Annotated in this window: 15 protein-coding genes; 2 read left to right on the forward strand and 13 right to left on the reverse strand. The window is 43.3% G+C overall.

Annotation, left to right across the window (positions count from 1 at the left end; genetic code table 11):
- Positions 1-5: 5 nt before the first annotated feature.
- From fliG to KCG35_RS05390, 11 genes are all read right to left on the reverse strand, one after another.
- Positions 6-992 carry a flagellar motor switch protein FliG gene (gene fliG, locus KCG35_RS05340; protein ID WP_215818670.1) on the reverse strand — a complete coding sequence of 329 codons (987 nt, stop codon included), beginning with the start codon at positions 990-992 and terminating at the stop codon, positions 6-8.
- Positions 993-1,059: 67 nt separating this feature from the next.
- Positions 1,060-2,811 carry a flagellar basal-body MS-ring/collar protein FliF gene (gene fliF / locus KCG35_RS05345; RefSeq protein WP_230409025.1) on the reverse strand — a complete coding sequence of 584 codons (1,752 nt, stop codon included), beginning with the start codon at positions 2,809-2,811 and terminating at the stop codon, positions 1,060-1,062.
- Positions 2,812-2,849: 38 nt separating this feature from the next.
- Positions 2,850-3,203 (reverse strand): flagellar hook-basal body complex protein FliE, encoded by a 354-nt coding sequence (gene fliE / locus KCG35_RS05350; protein WP_215818636.1) that lies wholly within the window; start codon positions 3,201-3,203, stop codon positions 2,850-2,852.
- 20 nt (positions 3,204-3,223) lie between these two features.
- Entirely contained in the window at positions 3,224-4,741 is a 1,518-nt protein-coding gene (locus tag KCG35_RS05355; protein ID WP_230409026.1) for a sigma-54-dependent transcriptional regulator, read from the reverse strand.
- A complete protein-coding gene (locus KCG35_RS05360) occupies positions 4,729-6,057 on the reverse strand; it encodes a sensor histidine kinase (protein ID WP_304956741.1) in 1,329 nt (442 codons plus the stop codon). Before KCG35_RS05360 ends, KCG35_RS05355 begins: the two co-directional genes overlap by 13 nt.
- A gap of 211 nt (positions 6,058-6,268) precedes the next feature.
- Positions 6,269-7,735 carry a sigma-54 interaction domain-containing protein gene (locus KCG35_RS05365; RefSeq protein WP_215818637.1) on the reverse strand — a complete coding sequence of 489 codons (1,467 nt, stop codon included), beginning with the start codon at positions 7,733-7,735 and terminating at the stop codon, positions 6,269-6,271.
- 375 nt (positions 7,736-8,110) lie between these two features.
- Positions 8,111-8,419, reverse strand: coding sequence for a flagellar protein FliT (gene fliT, locus KCG35_RS05370; protein ID WP_215818638.1), 309 nt, complete (start codon positions 8,417-8,419; stop codon positions 8,111-8,113).
- A gap of 88 nt (positions 8,420-8,507) precedes the next feature.
- Positions 8,508-8,903 carry a flagellar export chaperone FliS gene (fliS, locus tag KCG35_RS05375; RefSeq protein ID WP_230409027.1) on the reverse strand — a complete coding sequence of 132 codons (396 nt, stop codon included), beginning with the start codon at positions 8,901-8,903 and terminating at the stop codon, positions 8,508-8,510.
- Between the two features lie 85 nt (positions 8,904-8,988).
- Positions 8,989-10,989 carry a flagellar filament capping protein FliD gene (gene fliD, locus KCG35_RS05380; RefSeq protein ID WP_215818639.1) on the reverse strand — a complete coding sequence of 667 codons (2,001 nt, stop codon included), beginning with the start codon at positions 10,987-10,989 and terminating at the stop codon, positions 8,989-8,991.
- A gap of 192 nt (positions 10,990-11,181) precedes the next feature.
- Positions 11,182-11,613: a flagellar protein FlaG gene (locus KCG35_RS05385; protein WP_215818640.1), complete on the reverse strand. Its 432-nt coding sequence runs from the start codon at positions 11,611-11,613 to the stop codon at positions 11,182-11,184.
- 90 nt (positions 11,614-11,703) lie between these two features.
- Positions 11,704-13,731 (reverse strand): flagellin N-terminal helical domain-containing protein, encoded by a 2,028-nt coding sequence (locus KCG35_RS05390; RefSeq protein ID WP_215818641.1) that lies wholly within the window; start codon positions 13,729-13,731, stop codon positions 11,704-11,706.
- Between the two features lie 599 nt (positions 13,732-14,330).
- Between KCG35_RS05390 and KCG35_RS05395 the strand changes: the two genes are divergently transcribed.
- Positions 14,331-15,107 carry a PEP-CTERM sorting domain-containing protein gene (locus tag KCG35_RS05395; protein ID WP_215818642.1) on the forward strand — a complete coding sequence of 259 codons (777 nt, stop codon included), beginning with the start codon at positions 14,331-14,333 and terminating at the stop codon, positions 15,105-15,107.
- Positions 15,108-15,263: 156 nt separating this feature from the next.
- On the opposite strand, the gene KCG35_RS05400 is transcribed toward KCG35_RS05395, so the two are convergent.
- Both KCG35_RS05400 and KCG35_RS05405 read right to left on the reverse strand, forming a co-directional pair.
- Entirely contained in the window at positions 15,264-15,671 is a 408-nt protein-coding gene (locus KCG35_RS05400) for a flagellar protein FlaG (protein ID WP_215818643.1), read from the reverse strand.
- Between the two features lie 89 nt (positions 15,672-15,760).
- Positions 15,761-17,788: a flagellin N-terminal helical domain-containing protein gene (locus KCG35_RS05405; RefSeq protein WP_215818644.1), complete on the reverse strand. Its 2,028-nt coding sequence runs from the start codon at positions 17,786-17,788 to the stop codon at positions 15,761-15,763.
- Positions 17,789-18,224: 436 nt separating this feature from the next.
- Between KCG35_RS05405 and KCG35_RS05410 the strand changes: the two genes are divergently transcribed.
- Positions 18,225-20,321: a flagellin N-terminal helical domain-containing protein gene (locus tag KCG35_RS05410; protein ID WP_215818645.1), complete on the forward strand. Its 2,097-nt coding sequence runs from the start codon at positions 18,225-18,227 to the stop codon at positions 20,319-20,321.
- Positions 20,322-20,549: the final 228 nt, after the last annotated feature.

The following is a 20,549-nucleotide window of genomic DNA, read 5'->3' on the forward strand; positions in this document are numbered from 1 at the left end:
TTCCCCTAAACCATTTCCTCACCACCTTTACCCAAAGCTATCTCGCCAGCTTCGGCCATCCGCCGTGCAATAGTCAGAATCTCTTTTTGAGCCGTTTCAACTTCACTAATGCGGACTGGTCCTTTTGCTTCTAAATCATCCCTAAGCAGTTCAGCAGCACGTTTTGACATATTTTTAAAGATTTTCTCTTTAACGGTTTCATCAGCACCTTTAAGTGCAATAATCAAAACATCTGAAGAAACTTCTCTAAGTAATGACTGAATACCGCGATCATCCACATCTGCCAAATTATCAAAGACAAACATCAAATCTTCGATTTGAGTCCCCAGGTCATCATCAACCTGTTTGATTGACTCCATAAGCGGCGCTTCAATGGAACCTTCTACATAGTTCATGATATCTGCAACGCGCTTCACCCCACCCATAGAGGTCGTTTTGGTCGTACCACTGCCAGAAAACTGGCGTTCTAAAATATCATTCAACTCTTGTAACGCTGCAGGCTGGACAGTTGTTAACCCTGCAACCCGTAACATAATGTCTAACCGTACTTTTGGAGCAAAATAACTGAGAATTTCTGCTGATTGGTCTGGGTCCAAATAAGCAACAACAATTGCCTGTATCTGTGGATGCTCATAACGAATCACATCAGCTACACCTCTTGGTTCCATCCATTTCAACGTATCCAATCCGGTTGTATTGCCCCCTAGTAAAATACGATCAATTAAGCCACTGGCTTTGTCTTCACCTAAGGCTTGGGTCAACATCTTGCGAATATAACCATCAGCACCTACGCCTAAGCCGGTCTCGTTTCGCACAATCTCAATAAAGAACTTCAGTACTGATGTCACTTGGTTGCGATTAACATTATCCATTGAGGCCATTGCAGCACCCACCCGCTGTACTTCTTTTGGCCCCATATGGCGCAAGACTTCTGCCGCTTCAGATTCACCAAGACTTAACAAAAAAATAGCAGCACGCTGTACTCCAGACATTCTGGAGGCTAGCGCCGTTTCTTCAGTAACTCCCGCACTCTGGGTTGGTGCCGGACTTGCTTGTGCCTCAGCCATCTTCGGTTACCCACTGTTTAATGACTTGCGCGACCCGACCAGGGTCCTCAGCAACCAAGCCTTTGACGGCATTAAGCTGCTGCTCATAACCCTCATGGGGACCAGGAAGTAGCATGCTTCCTCCTCCTGATAAACTCACTTGATCCTGTGCCATGTCTGTGTCAGAAAACTCACCAAAAGCATCTCCTTCAGGTCCACCCAGTACGGCTAACTCATCCTCTTTTTCTTTTTTCTTACCAAATAAACTCAGTACCATAGGTCTGACGACTCCAAACAGCAGCACGATTATAAATATGCCTGCCAGTACCTGTTTGACCACCTCCCAAAACCAGGGTTCTGTCCAAAAATTAACTGGGGGAATCACCTCCTCAGGAGAAGGCACAAAAGAAGCGTTAACCACATTAACACTATCACCCCGTGTCACATCAAACCCCACAGCATCTTTTACCAGCTGAGAAAAGCGATCAAGGTCGGCCTGATTCCAGGGGGAATAAGTCACTTCACCAGAGTCAGGATTAACCGTTGCCCGATCATTTACGACAACAGCAACCGTCAATCGTCTGATCTGTCCTTGCTGAAACCGGGTATAACTTACCGTTTTATCCAGCTCATAATTTCTGGTCTTTTTCGAGCGAGAGTTAACGGCTTTAGAAGCAGAGGTATTTTCTGCAGTGGTCACCGCCGCAGTCTGATTTTCGGTACCAACCTGCTCAGGAACAGTGACCTCACCTGGCGGTTGATTTGATAATGCCCCAGGTACACCACTTGCCGTGCTTTTTGCACCTTGAGTCTCATCTAATAACTGTTCACTGCGAATAGCTGGCGCATCTGGATTAAATTGCTCTACAGCTTGCTCAATATTATTAAAATCAATATCGGTTGATACTTCAGCTTGGTAATTATTTTTACCTAAAATGGGTTCTAAAATATTGTGCACACGTTGTGTTAGCTTATCTTCAACACGCACGGTATAAGCCAGTTGCTGATTGGCTATTTTTAACTCCGTATCATCCTTGCTTTCCTCTACAGATAATAGCGTGCCATTTTGATCCACCACCGTCACATCAGCCGCCGCCATATCAGCCACACTGGATGCCACTAAGTTGCGAATAGCACTTACCTGGTCATGCTTTAACTCACGCATAGGCTGTAAGTCAATAAATACAGAGGCACTGGGTTTGCGGCGATCACGAACAAATACCGTCCGCCGAGGAATTGCCAAATGAACACGTGCCGATTTTACGGCGCGCATACTCGCAACCGTTCGAGCAAGTTCACCTTCCAGTCCCCGGCGGTATCGCGCATTTTCCAAAAACTGACTGGTGCCTAGCTCCTGCTCTTTATCCAGCACTTCCAAGCCAACGGTACTATCACTTTTAATACCCGCTGCTGCCAGCTTGAGCCGTGCCTCAGCAACATATTCTGCAGGGACTAAAATAGCGCCACTTTTTGGCTCAACCTTATAGCGAATATCACTGGTTTCCAGCACATTCAGCACTTGAGCTGCATCATAGCCTTCCAGAGAACCATAAATTGGCTGAAAGTCAGGCTCCTGTGACCATAAAACAATGCCAAAGCCAATAGCCACACTGGCTGCCAGTCCGACTAAAAAGAGTACTTGCCGAGAAATTGACAAGTCATTGAGCACATCAAAGAATGGGTTGCTACTTCGAGCCATAGGTACAGCCGCTGCACCTTCAGCTTTTGCGCCTGGGCTACCAGGTTCAGTTATCGGATCAGCCATTGTATGCCTACTCCTGTCTTCCTAAACTCATGCATAACCTAAACTGGCATTTTCATAATTTCTTCGTAGGCCTGTACTAATTTATTACGCACCTCAACCATTGCGTCAAAAGCCACACTGGCTTTTTGGCCTGCAACCATGACATCAGATAAGCTAACCTCTGGATCACTAAACTGGTAACGAGTCTTTAAATCACTTGATTCCTGTTGTAATTCATTCACAGAATTGATCGCTTGTTTAAATAGTGTGGCAAAATGAGGTGTTTCTTTTCGCTCAACGCTTAATTCCTTTTCTGCTGGAAGCACTTGGTCTGCCGCAGGCTTGATTTGACTCTCCAGTTGCATTGCTCGCAAATCAAGCATCATCCGATTGAGTGTGACATTATTATTCATCAGTCCCGCCTCGTAGTTCGCTAAGCAATCATCGTTTCAATATCAATACCTTGCTCTCGCATTTTGGCGAGCTTATAACGCAACGTTCTTGGGCTGATACCAAGCTTTAGCGCTGTTTCTCTGCGGCGTCCCCCTTCAGTACGGAGCGCATCAATAATCAACTCATATTCACGCTGTTTTAGGTCCTCACCTAATGGGCCTGATTCTATTGCACGATCAAAACTACTCTCCATCGCTGAACCTGAACCATGAGTGTCCTCACCAGCTAACATCCCCTCCTCTATTTCATTTGAGGTCAGTTCTTTAGCCATCATGGGCTGTGCATTATTGTCAGTGGGTGCTGATGTATTAATCACTCTTTCTTTTAGTACAGGTGCCATTGTCTGTAACACCGGTTGTCCCACTGTACTGGTCGTAGTTAAACATAAGTCAGCTGGGCGGATAAGATTGCCTTGCTGTAAAATCAATGCACGTTGAATGGCATTATCAAGCTCTCTGACGTTACCAGGCCATGTGTATTGCAATAATGTTTTTTTAGCTTCATTACTGAGCTTAACAATAGGATGCTTTAACTTTCGACAGTGGACGACTAAAAGACGCTCAGCAAGGGGCACAATATCTCTTGGGCGGGTTCGTAACGGCTGCCACATCAGCGGAAAAACACACAGTCGGTAATATAAATCTTCCCTAAACTCACCACGCTGCACATAACTCAGCATTTCACGGTTTGTTGTTGCAATGATCCTCACATCCAAGCGAATGGTCTTACGACCACCAACCCGTTCTACTTCTCGCTCCTGAAGCACACGCAATAATTTAGCCTGTAATCCTAATGGCATTTCTGTAATTTCATCGAGCAACAGCGTTCCGTTGTTTGCCAGCTCAAACTTTCCAGGTGAGCTACTGTATGCCCCAGTAAAGGCACCTTTTTCATGACCGAATAAAGTAGCCTCTAGCATGTTTTCTGGAATGGCTGCACAGTTGATGGCTACAAAAGGCTGCTCATTTCTTGGCGAGTGTCGATGTATGTACTGTGCGAGTACTTCCTTCCCCGTACCACTCTCACCCGTAATTAATACCGTAGAATCTGTAGCAGCTACTTTTCTGGCTAACAACAGTAGTTGACGGCTACTTTCCTCTTCAGCAACAGGCTCATCACAACTTTTTTTCGGAGTGCCCTGTAATACCCGCCGAATTTCAGCCAGTAACGCATCAGGTTCAAACGGCTTAACCAGATAGTCTACTGCACCTTGCTTCATTGCTTCGACCGCTTGACTTACTGAGCCATAAGCAGTCATCAGCAATACAGGAAGCTGAGGTACATGCTGGCGAACCCACTGCAACAACTGATAGCCATCCACCTTTGGCATATTGACATCAGATACCACCATATCGATGGATTTATTTTGCAGTAACTGGATGGCTTGTTGCCCATCTTCTGCCAGTAAGTAATTAAAATCTGTCAGCGCCAAGGTATCCGCTAACGCTTCTCGTAAATCAGGATCATCTTCTACGATCAATATGGTTATCTTGGCCATGATGGATCCTCTTCAGAAACGGCAGATATATTTAGGGGCAGGAGGATTTGGCACACAGTGCCTTGCCCTTCTCGGCTGTGAATCGCAAACTCACCTTGATGCGCTTTAGTTACTGCTTGCACAACAGCAATTCCTAGCCCCGTACCATGGGGTTTAGTGGTAAAAAAAGGTTCCTGCGTTTGTGCCAAGCTTTTGGCACTCATGCCTGGCCCGTTATCCACCACTGATAGCCGTAAGTAATGTTGATAAAGACTACAGGAAATCACCAAGGTAAGACCTGGTTTACCCGCCTCTAAGGCATTGTTAACCAAGTTCATCAGCGCACCGATTAATGCATCCTTGTTACAACGAATAAAGTAAGGCTGCTCCAACTGATAACGCCAACGCAGGTTAACCTGACCAGCTTTAACCTGGCCAATACCCATCGCGCTTACTACTGTCTGCTGAAGCTCCTGCCACAAAGCCTTAACCGTTATATTGTCAGCTAATACCAATTCCCCTTTAGCAAAGACCAGCATGTCACTCACTTGGCGCTCAAGGTGCGTTAGCCTGGACATCAACTTATTCGCAAAAGCACTGCTCTTATCTCTGGGAAGTGACGGATTTTGTAAATGGCCGGCATAAAGCATAGCGGTAGAAAGAGGTGTGCGAATCTGGTGAGCGAGTGACGCCACCATTTTGCCTAAGGCTGACAACCGCTCATGGTGACTTAACTGTTGTTGTAAACATCGGGTTTCAGTTAAATCAGTGAGAAGAATGAGCTGCCCAGGTTCTAACTCCAGTGACCGAGTAGCAATACTGACCCGCTTACCATTTTTTAGTGAAATCTCATGCCCATCATCTTCTCTTGGTGCAAAACAGCGATTAATCACTGCTAGCCAGCGCTCACCTAAAAGCGGTTCATCTAAAAGCTCAATGGCTGCAGGATTGCACTGTTGAATGACCCCATGCCCATCCAGCACAACGACGCCACCAGGTAGCAGGTTTAATAAATGCTCCAGACGGTTCGCTAGCCGCTCTTTTTCAGCCAGCTCCTGCAAACGCTGTTCACCAACATCTGCCAGCTCGCTTTTCAATGCCTGTACCCTGCCAGCTAATTGACGGTAAGACTCTGAAAGCTGCTCAGACATTTGGTTAAACAATGAAAATGCTTTCTCCAGCCCTGTTCGATCATCCACGGATGACTGCACATCCTGCAGGGCTGCTGCAAATGCACTGGGTTCTGCCTTGGCAACCTCTGCCATTGATGAGATAGCCCCAGTGGAAACGGCTTTATAGTTTGAAGTTTGACGTTGCCTTTCGACTCTGCCCGTCATAGGCTCGACTCCTTGCCAGGCACTTAACTAGCGCCTTTGTTCACATGTACTCAATAGCTTTCTTAATAAGCCACGACTACAGCAATGTGATCTAGTTAAACTTTTTAAAGATAAAGCAAGGTCCAGGCCAAACCTAAATAGTCAGACAATTCAATAGGTTAGAAACTTGATTAAGGAGAGCGTCAATTTACAGACTTTGGAGGGTTACAAGTTAACTATTTGCGGAAAATGATTCTTTGCGGTTAAGGCCATACTTTCGCATTTTCTCAACCAACGTAGTTCGGCGAATATGAAGTCGCTCTGCGGCTCTAGCGACAATCCCATGGCTATCATCAAGGGCTTGTTTGATAAGCGAACATTCCAGGTTGCTGAGGTAATCTTTTAAATCCAACCCATTAACAGGTAAGAGTGCTGGTGAGTCAACTCCCACCAAACCACTAGAGGTAATGTTTGTTTCTGGAAACATGGCTGCAATATCAGCATTGCTTTCATCTTGAGGCGCAAGATGCCGAAATTTTTTCGGTAGTTCCTGCACGCCAATAACACCATAAGGATACATAATGGCTAAACGTTCCACTAAGTTTGCCAACTCCCGGATATTCCCGTGCCAATCGTGACGGCACAACGACATAATGGCTGCCGAATTAAAACGAATTGACCCTCGTTTTTCATTTTCCATCCGCGAAATCAATTCATTCAATAATAATGGAATATCTTCAACTCGCTCGCGAAGTGGGGGCATTTCAATAGGAAAAACATTAAGCCGGTAATACAGATCCTCTCGGAATGTTCCCTCTTGAATCATATCTTCCAGGAGCTTATGAGTAGCCGCAATTATTCTGACATCAGCTTGAATAGCCTTAGTGCTACCCACTCGGTCGAACACTTTTTCTTGCAGAACCCGTAATAACTTCACCTGCATTTGTAAAGGCATATCGCCAATTTCATCCAAAAAGAGTGTACCGCCCTGGGCTAACTCAAACCGACCAATACGTGTTGAAATCGCTCCCGTGAATGCTCCCTTTTCATGACCAAATAACTCACTCTCCAGCAACTCACTGGGAATCGCACCACAGTTCACAGGCACAAACGGCCCAGTCCGGCGGTGAGAGTTATAATGCAGGTTTCGGGCAACCACTTCCTTACCCGTGCCAGACTCTCCGGTAATCAGTACACTGACATCTTTATCAGCCACCTGGGCCATCATTTCCCGCACTTTCTGTACCTGACGACTGGTACCTACCAAGCTCCGAAATAACTGAAGCTCTCGCTGCTGTCCACGACCTCGACTCTTATTGAAATGCTCACGAAAAACCTGCGCTCGATGTAAAGAATCAAGCAGCTTGTTATAGGTGGGGGGAAAGTCAACATTGGCAATCACTTGCTGGCGATGATCAATATTCATATCCTCAGGCAGTACCTGGTCACCAATCAGTAATACGGGTACAGAAGGCTCCCAGTCATGTATCTGCTGGATGATTGTTGTAAGCGGCAGGCTAATCTGCCCCAGAAAAATAGCTGCAATATCTTTGACCGCATCAATATCAACAACCGCTTGTTGCCATTGATTATCCTCAAGTAACAGGATTTCCTCCCCCAAAAACTCGAGAATAATCTTCAGATCATCACGACGATGCGGCTCACTATCAACTAGCAGTATCTTTGCTTCTTGCCACATGGGCGTTGCTCTCTACACACACGCTAAAAAATGAGTATTTAAGACGATACCTACGGGGCATATTGCTACAACAACTCAATGACCCAAATAAGCAATAAGACAGTTTTCGGACAGATTGCTAACAAAACGGTTGTTGTCTTGAAAAAACGCTGGTTTTTTGACTCAGTATGTGTGAGTAAAGACAATAAAAAAGCGTCGGTCAAATGACCTGGTGAGTAAAAAGTAAGGTAAGTAACTTAGCCTCAGACAGGAAGTCAGTATTCAATAATCTATACATACTTTCTCACTAACGGCTAATAAAGGACATTAAAGAAGTACCACAGCAGGACTGTTATAACCATATATTCATAGTAACTAAATTATTGCTATGGAAAGTTATTGCATTTGCTGGTAAACAGCAACGCCTTGCTTGTGTCGCTGTAAACGATGAATTTCAGCACTTAATGATTGTTTATGTGCAGCACAAGCATCAATGACATGTTGGTATGTGCTTAATAGCTTACCCATAGCCACTAATAAATCAGCGGGAGCTCCCTGCTGCATTGCAGCACCAACAATATTGCGGCAACGTCCATCTAAGTCAGTCACACTCGACCAGTCTTGGTTTAGTAAAGCATGTTGCAAGTCACTTTGTAGCTGCTCTAATTGCGCAACTGTCGTGCTACCTCGATCAGAGCCTGTCATAACCATCCACCTTAACCACGTGCATTATTCAGTATCAGACTTTTTAATTAATCAGTTAAACAACGGTATCAATCGAAACGCTATGAGGTTAAGATTTCATGACTTCAGAGCGAATCTCATCCCAGCCATCCTTGACCGTTTTTACAAGCTTGATGACCTCATCGACTTTATCTGCATCATTGTCTGCATTGGCATTAAATAACTGCAATTCCATATACTGATATAAATTGTCCAAATTAGCAGCCAACTCTCCACCCTGGTCGTGGTCTAAAAAAGAGCGCAAACCTTCCAGAATTTCTATCGACTTATTAATGAAGACATTTTTTGCTTCAAAATCTTGACGCAAAATAAAGCCACGGGCAGTTGCCAACCGCTCAATTAACCCGTCATATAACATCTGGATTAGCTTATGAGGATCGGCATCAATTACCCCTGTCTCTCGATTTACTGACTGATATTGCTGAAGTTGATTCATTGCATTCATCGCTACATCCTATGCCTGTTGCTTAACTAGTCGTTTTTGTAAAAGCCACGTGTTAGAAACGCAGCACTTTCATTATTTTTTTATTTTAACTTTTCTGGTTAACACCATTCAGAGCATCCAGCTGCTGCTTAATATAATCCTGAGTGGACTGCAGTTTTGTCACTAAAATATCTGCGGCGATAAACTGCTTGGTTATCCGATCACGAAAGCTTTCCAGGCGTTCATCAAGTTTTACTCGCTCATCACTTATTTGCTGCAACGTTGTATTAAGGCCATCCGTTTTAGTTGATAAGGCTCCATCAACAGAGACGAAACTGGTCACCAGACTGACTAACTGCTCAGCAACCCCTTCAATAAATGTGACTGTTCCTCGATCACCAGTACTGCCCCCAGTGATTTGCACCTTAATACCCGTACTGTCATCATCCGTTGCCGCTTTTAAAGTTTGGCCAACACCTGTTGCCGTTTGACCATTGATGGTTCCAGCAACATCAACACCTGCTGTACCTGTAGCCACAGAAAGCCCTAAGGTTGCTGCTGAGTTTGTGTCCACTTGAGTAAATTCTATAGTCGAGCTGCTACCATATTTTGTTGAAGTAATTTGCAATTGGTTACTGCCATCAACACTGACATTGACGGTGGCATTAGCGCCTTTTAAATTACTATCTGCATTAATTTGTGTAGCAATTTCTGTCGTCAATTCATCCAGTGTGTAGCTGCCATTGGTAAGGGTTATGTCGGCAGACTCAACACCATTAACCTTAATTTTAAAATTATTATTATCATCATCAATGGTCACGGGTGCGGCCAGTCCAAGGCTTCCTGTCAGCGCTCCTCGGGTGGCAAGTTGTGTCACATTAATGCTATAGCTACCCGCTTTTGTTAAATCTGTTGAAGAAAGAAACTTAACCTGACTATCGGTTGTACGTCCCTGCTCTGCAAAAATCGCCATAATATCATCGCGGGACGAAGCTAACTTTTGTTTAAACGTTGTTGCATCAAAAATCAGGGTTCCACTATCAGAGGATGATTCTCCAATACTGGCTTTAGTGGTAATACCAATTTCAGATAGGGTTCTCACCCCCGCACTCTCTAGTCCACTGACGATACTACCCAGCAGATTTCGTGTTTGTGACATGATATTACGAAGAGAAGCATCCCCTAACAAACTTCCAGATTGATTTGTGGACGTATCAAAAGCAGTTACTTCATTAACCAGGGTTTGCAGTTCATTGTACTTATCAACAAAATCCTGAACACGCTCAGTAATGCCACTACTATCAAGCTCAAGCTTCAATGTAGCGGGTGAGCCAGCATTTTTGCCCGTCAGGTTTAATGTCACCCCTTCAATTGCATCATCAATCACATTGCTGCTACGTGTTAGGGTAATACCATTAATTTTGACACTGCTATCCAGTGCCGCGACGGTTTCAGTTAGGTTTTGCGCGCTACCATTGAATGCCAGTTGTGATAAGCCTGAAGTATCTATGTTATTACCATCATCATCAGTGACATTCACTTCAACAGCATTATCTAGACCCGTCTCAGTTGCTGCCAGTACCAGTTGATAACCACTACCCGTGTCAATCACACTGGCAGTCACACCAAGGTCCGACTCAGCATTAATCGCATCACGCACGCCTTCCAAAGTGTTATTACCGTTATCGATAGTAATAGCTGCAGAAGTGCCTCCAGCGGTAATATTCAGTGTACCTGTGCCTAATGTTGTTTCTTTATCAACAAAAACACCTGTGGCAATCGCGTGCGCCTGAGCCAACTCAGTTACTTCAACGCTGTAGGTGCCCGTTACCGCAGAGGAGTCATCAACCGTCGCTGAAAAATTACTGGCTGTTGATGTCGCTTTCAAAGCACCTAAAGCATCAGGATTACTTAAAACGCGTGCAGAAAGTCGAAGGTTAATTAATGCACTTTGAATACGGCCAAAGTCAGATAACTGCGTATTTATTTCAGCTTCCCGCTGGTCTAAACGCTTTACAGTAGGTTCACGTTCAACCTGCACCAACTGGTCAATTAGCTCTGAACTAAATACACCTGAACCAAAACCTACTGAACTAATGCTGGCCATAAGATCATTCCTTTCTGGAATTGCTGCATCACGCGGCGAATCAAATTGTCGTTACTCATAAATCTTTGTACTCAACACAAAATTGATTATCCTTTCATCAATTATAGTAACGGCAAGAAGCGGCAAATCTTTACCTGTTTTATCTATTTAACGTAAAACCTTATAAATCCATCTAACATCAAGACTTTAGCCTCACACCTTCGTGTTAAATAACTCAAATGATGCAGAATCCTTCAAATCTCGTGCCAAACGTAGTGCAACCTCATCAGGAATCTGCCGAACAACCTCATCGGTGCTCCGGTCAATGACTGAAATTACGGTTTCACCACTATCTGTATCGAGCTTAAACAGTAAGTCCCGTTGTACTGTCTGTACATAGTCGTTGAGCTGAGCAACTGCTTGCTCAACTTGCTCACGAAGCGTTTCCTGCTTATCCAACAGCTGCTCTTCCGTGGCTGACTGTGCTTCTTGCACAGACTTTGCTTGTGAGGTGTGACCTGTAGCCGTAGGGGACTGATTAACGCTCACTAGCCCTTGCCGATCAGCCTGAGGCAATAGCTTACCTTTATTTGTATCAAGCTCACGTGTGCTAACTATCGACGTTGACACTTTGAGGTCATTCATAGTGCACCTCATTTATCCTTTTTTAACCAACACGTATACCCAGGCCATTGCTGGCCTGGGTCTGGTTCATCCCTATTCTCTGGCGTCCTGTTACTGCAGGAGAGCCAGAACCTGCTGTGGCCTTGCATTGGCTTGTGCCAAGACTGAAATACCTGCCTGTTGGAGCACCTGAGCTCTACTCAACTCAGCAGTCTCTGCCGCAAAGTCCGCATCCTGGATACGAGAGTTGGCAGCTGATAAGTTTTCACTGCTCACTGACAGGTTATTAATGGTTGATAGGAAACGGTTTTGGATTGCACCCAATTCCGCCTGTTGTTTGGATATTTGCTGTAAGGCATTATCGACAGAGACAAGTGCCTCATTTGCACCTTCAACAGAGGTGATATCAATATCTCTTACCAGCTGACCGACTTCCTGCCCTCCAAAAGTACCAACTTGGAAGCCTGCAAAGTTAATATTTCCGGTATCTGTTGATAGCTCAAACTGCCCTCCAGAGATGAGGCCTACAGAGCTTCGCGTAGTGGCAACGGTAAATCCAGCATTGGTTACAGTATTAATTGCACTAACATCAATGTTACGACCATCATCAGCTAATAAGCGGAAAGTGCTACCAAATGCTTCTGCTTTAACACCTGTTTGACCTGACTTGGTATTAACAGCGGAGATAATGGTGTTTTGAATATCACTAGTAGTATCAGCAGCCCCATAAGATATGGCAATACTGATGCCATTGATGACCACGTTACCACTTTGTGCTGTACCCGTAGTAATTGCCCCACCAGTAACAACCGTTGTATTAGCAACAGCAGTTACACCAGTTTGATCACTTACTTTATTGATCGCTGCAGCTTTAGATATCGCAGAGCCGTCATTTTGAGTGGTTGATGCTGTATCAAAGGATGACTGAGAAGGCCCAACCGCAACCCCATTGATAACAAGGTCACCTGTCACTAATGCGTTAGCAGTAACATTATCACCTACAGCTCCGCCGTTGACACCACTAAAGGACCCTACTTCAAACCCTGCGTTGTCAATATTTCCTGTAGTGGTATCAAGACTGATGTCACTGCCATCTTGAGAGATCAGTGTATAGGTACCTATGTATGTAGAGTTTCCTGTTGCCAGCCCAAAGTCTGCTGAGGCATTACCAGATACATCAGCTATATCTACATTTCGTCCATCTTCAGCAGTCAGTGTAATACCTGTTGTTGCATTGCCATCATAGGATGCAACAACACCAGTTTGGCCTGATTTCTCATTAATTGCTGTAACAACAGCCTGTAAGTTGGCTTCAGTACTGAGAGCACCGTCAGTCACTAAGTCAATAGTTACCCCATTAACTGTTAACTGACCCGTTTTATCATCAGTATTTGAGTAAGTGTTACCAGCCACAGCATTAGAGTCAACGCGAGCAATAACACCCGTTTCCTCAGAAACTTTATTAACTGCTGAAGCTTTGGCAATAGCACTACGCTCCTGGAAAGCGGTAGAAGATGTATCATCAACACCTGAGGATGCACCAACAGCGATACCATTAATGACTAGGTCACCCGCACTTAGCTGCGCATTCCCAGTCACATTTGAGGAAATGCCTGCTTCCAGTGCAGAGCCCAAACCATCTGTTGATACTTTAGCAATACTAACGCCAATGGTATCGCCCAAATTAGCGCCTGTTTGGAAGATCGTATTATCAAATGAACCATCTAACAGCTTTTTACCATTGAAATTCGTTTTCTCAGCAACATTTTCAATTTCTGAAATCAGTTGCTGTACCTCTGCATTCAGTGCCTCCCGATCTATTTCAGTGTTACTACCGTTAGAAGATTGCAATGCCAGGTCACGAATACGTTGTAAGTTTGTGGTAACAGATTTTAAGGCACCTTCAGCGGTTTGCGCTAAAGAAATACCATCATTTGAGTTACGAATTGCGACATTGGTACCGCGGATTTGTGATTCAAAACGTGTCGAAATCGCCAGGCCAGCAGCATCATCACGTGCGCTATTAATACGCAAACCAGATGAGAGCCGCTGTAATGCAGTATCCTGCGCAGACTGTGATCTATCCAGATTACGCTGGGCATTCAGCGAGGCGATATTGGTATTAATTATTTGTGGCATGTCTCAAACTCCTGCTCACTACTTCATCCAACAAGCCATCTCATCAGGCCATCCCTTCATCCGAACTTGCGCACCGAATTCATGGCGATAACCTGTCTATTCCTGTTAGCGACATGCCCCAAAAAAACTTTAACTAATTCACAATATTTTTTTCATCAAAGAAACATGCACCTTTAAGCAATGGTTAAAACAGTGCGAATTCCTAGTTCCCACGCATCAAAACACAGGCACTGTTAGTTTTTTTTACACATCATGATTATCTACCTGTTTGGAATAAACATACTTTTTTGAAAAACAACAAAATATAAGTGAGACGCAATTTAAATTTTTTGTTTTTCATCATTCCAACCGTGAACAAAAACATGTTTTTTTTCCACAAAAGCAAACCAAATCACTGTTTTTATAGAACTTAATCACATTAAGGTTTTTTTACAGCGAGTTTTAAAATAAACACAAAAAATATATAAATAATTGTTTTTATTAAGTTTTTTATTTTTGGCATAACATATGCTTATACCTCTCGCTCGCAAGCATATTGTCTTTTGAAGTAACTCACAGACTTTTTATTACACGCCATAGGCGTTATAGGGAGATTCTAAATGAATAAATTAGCTGCATTGTTTGCTACAACAGTTGTTGCAGTGTCTTCACAAGTGATGGCTTCACCTTTAGGTGGTGACCTCACAATTTATGATGGAAATTCTCAAGCTGGATCATACAATGACTGGTATGGCAGCTCTCACGAAGATCAAGAAGTTGAAGTTGGCCAGTCAGGTACTCAACTGTTTGATACTGAAGCCGTCATCAAAAGCGATAACTACAATGTTGGGATCGTAAGTGGCTTTGACTTAAAAAACGGTCAGGGTAATTTCGCTTCAGGTGATATCTTTATCGACCTTGACGGTGATTTCTCTTCTAACACTGGTGCTTATGGTCCAGGCCAGCAAGTAAAAGATACTTTCGGTTATGACTATGTGCTGGACATCGACTGGAATCAATTAACTTACACTGTCTTCAAGTTAGATGCTGACTCAGAAACATTAACAACGACTTTAAACAACCACCAATTCTCTAACCCTTGGGCTTATGCCGGTGGTGGTCAGCAAGTAACAACTGGTTCTTTCACACTTGACCTATTGACTGATGCTCAAACAGGTTATGAAGGTGACGCAGAAATCGGTCAAGCATCTCACCACTATGCGAATGGTTTTGACTTAAGCTTCTTGGGTGAAGGTACAGACTTCTGGCTGCATTACACTATGGAATGTGGTAATGATTTACTTCACGCTAAAGGCACAGTACCTACTCCTTCAGCTTTAGCATTGATGGGTCTAGGTCTTTTAGGTTTGACTCGCATCCGTCGCAAAAAAGCATAAGTAAAAATAGAGACAAATAAATCTACTTTGTTTTTGCTTTTTAAATAGTCGCCTTTGGGCGGCTATTTTTTTATCTTTTTCTCACGTCTAAAAATACTGACCATTAACATAAAAGTATAAAAATCTTAATCACAATAAAACATAATTAAACCACTACTAAGCCTGTTGTTTAATTAATATTAAATCCCCATGCTCTTTAAGATTTTTAGCTAAACGCAATGCAAGTTCCTCAGGGATCTGCCGAATAATTTCTTCAGATTCCCGATCAACCACAGAAATCACCACTCGCCCTGCATCATCATCAACTTTAAATAAAATATCTCTTTGCCTAGCAGAAACAAAGTCATTTAACTGCTCAATAGCAGCAGTAACTTGCTGTTCATTGAATGCTTTGGGTTGATTAACATTAACCTGCGGCTCTGTATTTTCAACACGCGGCATTTCCCCCTGTTGAACGTTATCTATCGTATTTAACGACGAGTGTTTTTTAGTATCATCAACAGTAGGTGCGACCACAGGAGAACCTATTGGTGTTATACCTCCCATGATAATGTCCTCTTTCATGACCAAACCCAAACCGCTATAGGGTCTGGGCTGGTTATTAATACATTATGCTAATTTCTACGTCCCTCTCACAAAGGGAGTCCATTTTACTACTGTAATAACGACAACACTTGCTGGGGTTGAGCATTGGCTTGTGCCAACACTGAAATACCGGCTTGTTGTAGTACAGTAGCACGACTCATTTCAGCCGTTTCAGCCGCAAAGTCAGCATCCAAAATACGGGAATTTGCTGCTGACAGGTTTTCACTATTAACCGATAAGTTACTCACAGTTGATAAAAAGCGGTTTTGCAAGGCACCAAGCGCTGAAATTTGCTCAGAGACTCTACTAATCGCATTATCAATGGATATTAACGCATCATTTGCCCCACTCAGGGTAGATATATCTAAATCATCCAATAACTGTCCAGCTTCTTGACCTCCAAAAGTACCTATTTGGAAACCTGCCCGACTTATCGACCCTGTATTTGAGGTGAGTGTAAACTGCCCTGCCGAAGTAAGAGACACTGAACTATAAGTGGTTGCTACAGAAAAACCCGCATTTGCCACTGTGTTTATCGCACTGACATCTATATTTCTTCCATCATCGGCGATCAACCGGAAAGTACTGCCGAAAGCTTCTGCTCTAACCCCATTTTGCCCTGACTTAGAATTAACGGCATTAATAATAGTATTTTGAATATCACTTGCAGAATCATCTGCACCATAAGATATCTGGATATCTACCCCATTAATAACCACATTACCACTTTGGGCAGTACCTGTTGTAATTGTTCCACCAGTGACAATTGTGGCATTTGCTTTTGCTGTCACCCCAGACTTTTCGCTCACCGCATTTATCGCCGCAGCTTTTGCTATAGCACTCGCTGCGTTACCTGTCGTTGATGATGTATCTAATGACGTTAACGAAGCACCTACCGCAACACCGTTAATAACTAAGTCACCAATTGATAATGCTGTATTCGTAACATTATCACCGACCGAACCACCATTTACACCACTGAATGTGCCTACTTCTAACCCAGCATTATCAATATTACCTGTCGTTGAATCGATAGTAATATCTTCACCATCTTGTGAAATTAAAGTAAATGTACCAAAGTAGGTGGTGTTCCCTGTGGCTAAACCAAAGTCAGCTGAGGCATTACCTGAAACGTCTTGAATATCAACATTTCTGCCATCGTCAGCAACTAGCGTAATCCCTGTGGTTGAATTGCCATCAAAAGACGCTATAACACCTGTTTGGCCAGACTTTTCATTAATTGCGGTAACTACCGCCTCTAAATTGGCTTCGGTACTTAATGCGCTATCTGTTACTAAATCAATTGTCACACCATTGACGGTAATTTGCCCGGTTTTGTCATCGGTATTGGAGTAAGTACCTCCTGCAATAGTTGCCGCATTAACTTTAGCAATCACGCCCGTTTGTTCTGAAACCTTATTAATAGCAGCTGCTTTTGCTATAGCCCCTCGTTCTTGGTAATTAGTGGATGATGTATCATCTGCTCCTGAAGACGCACCGACAGCAATACCATTAATAACCAAATCGCCTGCATTTAGCTGGCTATTACCCGTTAGCATTGAAGAAATACCCGCCTCAAGTGAGGTACCTAATGAATCAGTACTGGTCCTAGCAATACTTACTGAAATAGTATCTCCCAGATTCGCTCCAGTTTGAAAATATGCGTTTGAGAAAGATCCATCCAACAGGTTTTTACCATTAAAATTGGTTTTATCCGCCACATTTTGTATTTCTGCAACTAACTGCTGCACCTCTTGGTTTAATGCATCACGGTCAATATCGGTATTACTACCATTAGCTGACTGCAACGCTAGCTCTCTAACACGTTGTAAATTACTGGCTATAGAATTTAATGCTCCTTCAGCTGTTTGTGCTAAAGAAATACCATTATTTGCATTTTGTATGGCAACTGTCGTACCTCGAATTTGAGATGTAAAACGAGTAGAAATTGCTAAACCTGCCGCATCATCTTTTGCACTGTTAATTCTTAAACCAGACGACAAACGTAGCATTGCTTGCTCTTTATCTGATTGAGAAATACCCAAATACCGCTGTGCACTAATAGAAGCAAGGTTAGTATTAATGACCTGAGGCATGTGATCGCTCCTTACTTAGTCAGTTACTCCCTTTACCAACACACCTCAAATACTACTTTTGGGGAGATCTAATGTTCCGTAGTACTTTTAATAACGACCACAAACTGATTTCCTTTAGTTTTTTTCCTCACTTTTTTATAAAATAATTTTCTGTCGTATATTAGTCATTCAAGTGTATATTTAATTTCACATAACTTTATCTCTGTCACTTTTTTTCGGCATTTTTTTGCCGCTATCACTCATCAATAAATACATCAAACTTCGTATTATTTTGAATAATAATAGTTTTTTATTCAATGGCATAAGAGTTGCTGTTTAGCTACTAGTCCAGAAACAGTCTCTATTTTTTAAATTAAGGGATGTCTTGAAGGTTAAGGTTGAAGGTTAAGGTTATAGTGCCTACCACTCAGCACCATCCAGGCGGGAGACAAGGAACATGCCACAAGTTATTAATAGCAATATTCCCTCGTTGAATGCTCAACGCAACTTAAATCGATCTCAAAATCAATACGCCGTCGCCCTACAACGTTTGTCGTCTGGTTTAAGAATTAACAGTGCAAAAGATGATGCTGCAGGCTTAGCTATAGCAACTCGCTTTGATGCGCAAATTACAGGACTTGGTGTTGCCATTCGTAATGCAGGTGATGGTGTGTCATTAGCCCAAACCGCCGAAGGTGCGCTTGGAGCCATGCAAGACAATTTATTACGTATTCGCGATCTTGCGTTACAAGCAGCCAATGCTTCCAACAGTGCATTAGACCGTGAGGCTTTAAATGCTGAAGTACAACAATTAAAAGCAGAAGTACAACGCTTATCTGAACAAACAAATTTTAATGGCACTAAACTCCTTGATGGCACATTTAAAAGTGTTTCATTTCAAATTGGCGCCAACGAAGGGGAAACTGTTAGCTTTGGTATTGATGGTGCTCGCGTTGATGAGTTAGGTGCAGCACAAACGGTAGGCGTAAGTGCCAGGGGAACAACCAATGCCATCACGCAAGGTGACTTAATCATCAATGGCGTGACCATTACCAGCTCAAAAGCCAGTGATGACACAGCATCAATCGCCAATAAAAGTGCCAGTGCCATAGCTAAAGTTTCTGCCATAAATAGCCACTCTGATGAAACAGGCATCACTGCGGAAGTACTCACAAATACGGTTGCAGGCACCAACCAGACAGTGGCAGATCAGTCAGGTAATATTTTCCTTAATGGTGTGAGAATTCCTTTAGCAGTGGGTACTAGCTTAGCCTCTGATGCCAATCGTGATGCGGTAGTTGCAGCGATCAATGCCTATTCAGGACAAACGGGCGTCACTGCAATTAATACCGGAATTGACGCCTCTGGTATTACATTAGAAGCCGAAGATGGCAGAAATATAACGCTTGTCTTTGGTAGAGGGGGTACCGATGATTTAACCGCTGCTGCAACAGGGTTACCTACAGGCAACGTCGCCGCAGGTGATCCACCTACTGCGGCAGAAGAACTGAATGGAACAACTGCAGGTGGTTTTACCTTAATCAGTCGTGATAACAGTGATATCAAAATAGACCAGGGTCCAGATGGTCAGCTTAATGCGAATGTGGGGTTAGCCGTTGGAACATACAGTGGTAGTCAAGCATTTGTATCATCCCTAGCAGATTCAGGAAACAGTCTAAATACAGGTGATATTGTCATTAACGGTGTACCTATACCTGCAGGTAATGTATTAGACGATACAGCGTCATCAACCAGCAAAACAACCAGTGCCATTACTAAAGCTGCCGCTATCAATAAAGTCAGTGAACAAACCGGAGTAACCGCCAAGGCTAATCCCAATTTAGTGAATGGTGCTTCGATGACCCCAGCAGCCCTTACGGGTAATATCACAATAAATGGTGTCACAACAGCAACATTTAGCACATCTGCCGATGCAGAAGAAAGTCGACTAGCGGTTATTGCTGCTATTAATGCCATTTCTGGTCAAACGGGAGTGACTGCTATTGATACGGGTAGTACAACAGGTGGTGTTCAACTACTTGCGGAAGATGGCCGTAATATTGACATCAGCTTTTCAACACTCACAAGTGCTGCAACAGGCATAGCCGCTGCTGATACCTACGAATCTTCAATACAAATATCATCGGCAGGTTCATTTACCTTAACTTCAAATACAACAAATGGCTTAACCAACCAAGGGCTTACTGCAGGTACATTTGGTGGTGCAGAAACAGGACAGTTTATTGAAGATGTCGATATTTCAACCGTAGAGGGAGCACTTACGGCTTTAGACGCTATTGATAATGCCCTTCAATCTATTAATTTACAACGCGCTAAACTAGGTGCTATCCAAAACCGCTTTGAGTCAACTATCGCTAATCAAGCAATTGCTCAGGAAAATTTAAGCTCTGCAAACTCAAGGATAAAAGATGCAGACTTTGCTCAAGAAACAGCAGAACTCAGCCGAACTACGGTATTACAGCAAGCAGGTATTTCGGTATTAGCCCAAGCCAATGCTCAGCCACAACAAGTGTTAAGTTTATTACAAAGCTAGTGCTGTATTCTTTTATATTGTGATATCTACGCTTGGTGGTTTAACCATAGACGTCTCCAAGCGCTTTTTTCTCAAAAATAACTGAGCCACTGTTTTATACTGGCCTTTCGTTCATACAGCTCTCTTGATCACAGCAACATACTCCTTTTCGTCGTTATTTCCTAAACAACTTTCACGAAGCCTTTCTAAGTGAATAGGCAATCATTGTCTATGGCTTAACCGGCAATA

Source organism: Zooshikella harenae (assembly GCF_018837975.1).
In the GTDB taxonomy this organism is placed as follows: domain Bacteria; phylum Pseudomonadota; class Gammaproteobacteria; order Pseudomonadales; family Zooshikellaceae; genus Zooshikella; species Zooshikella harenae.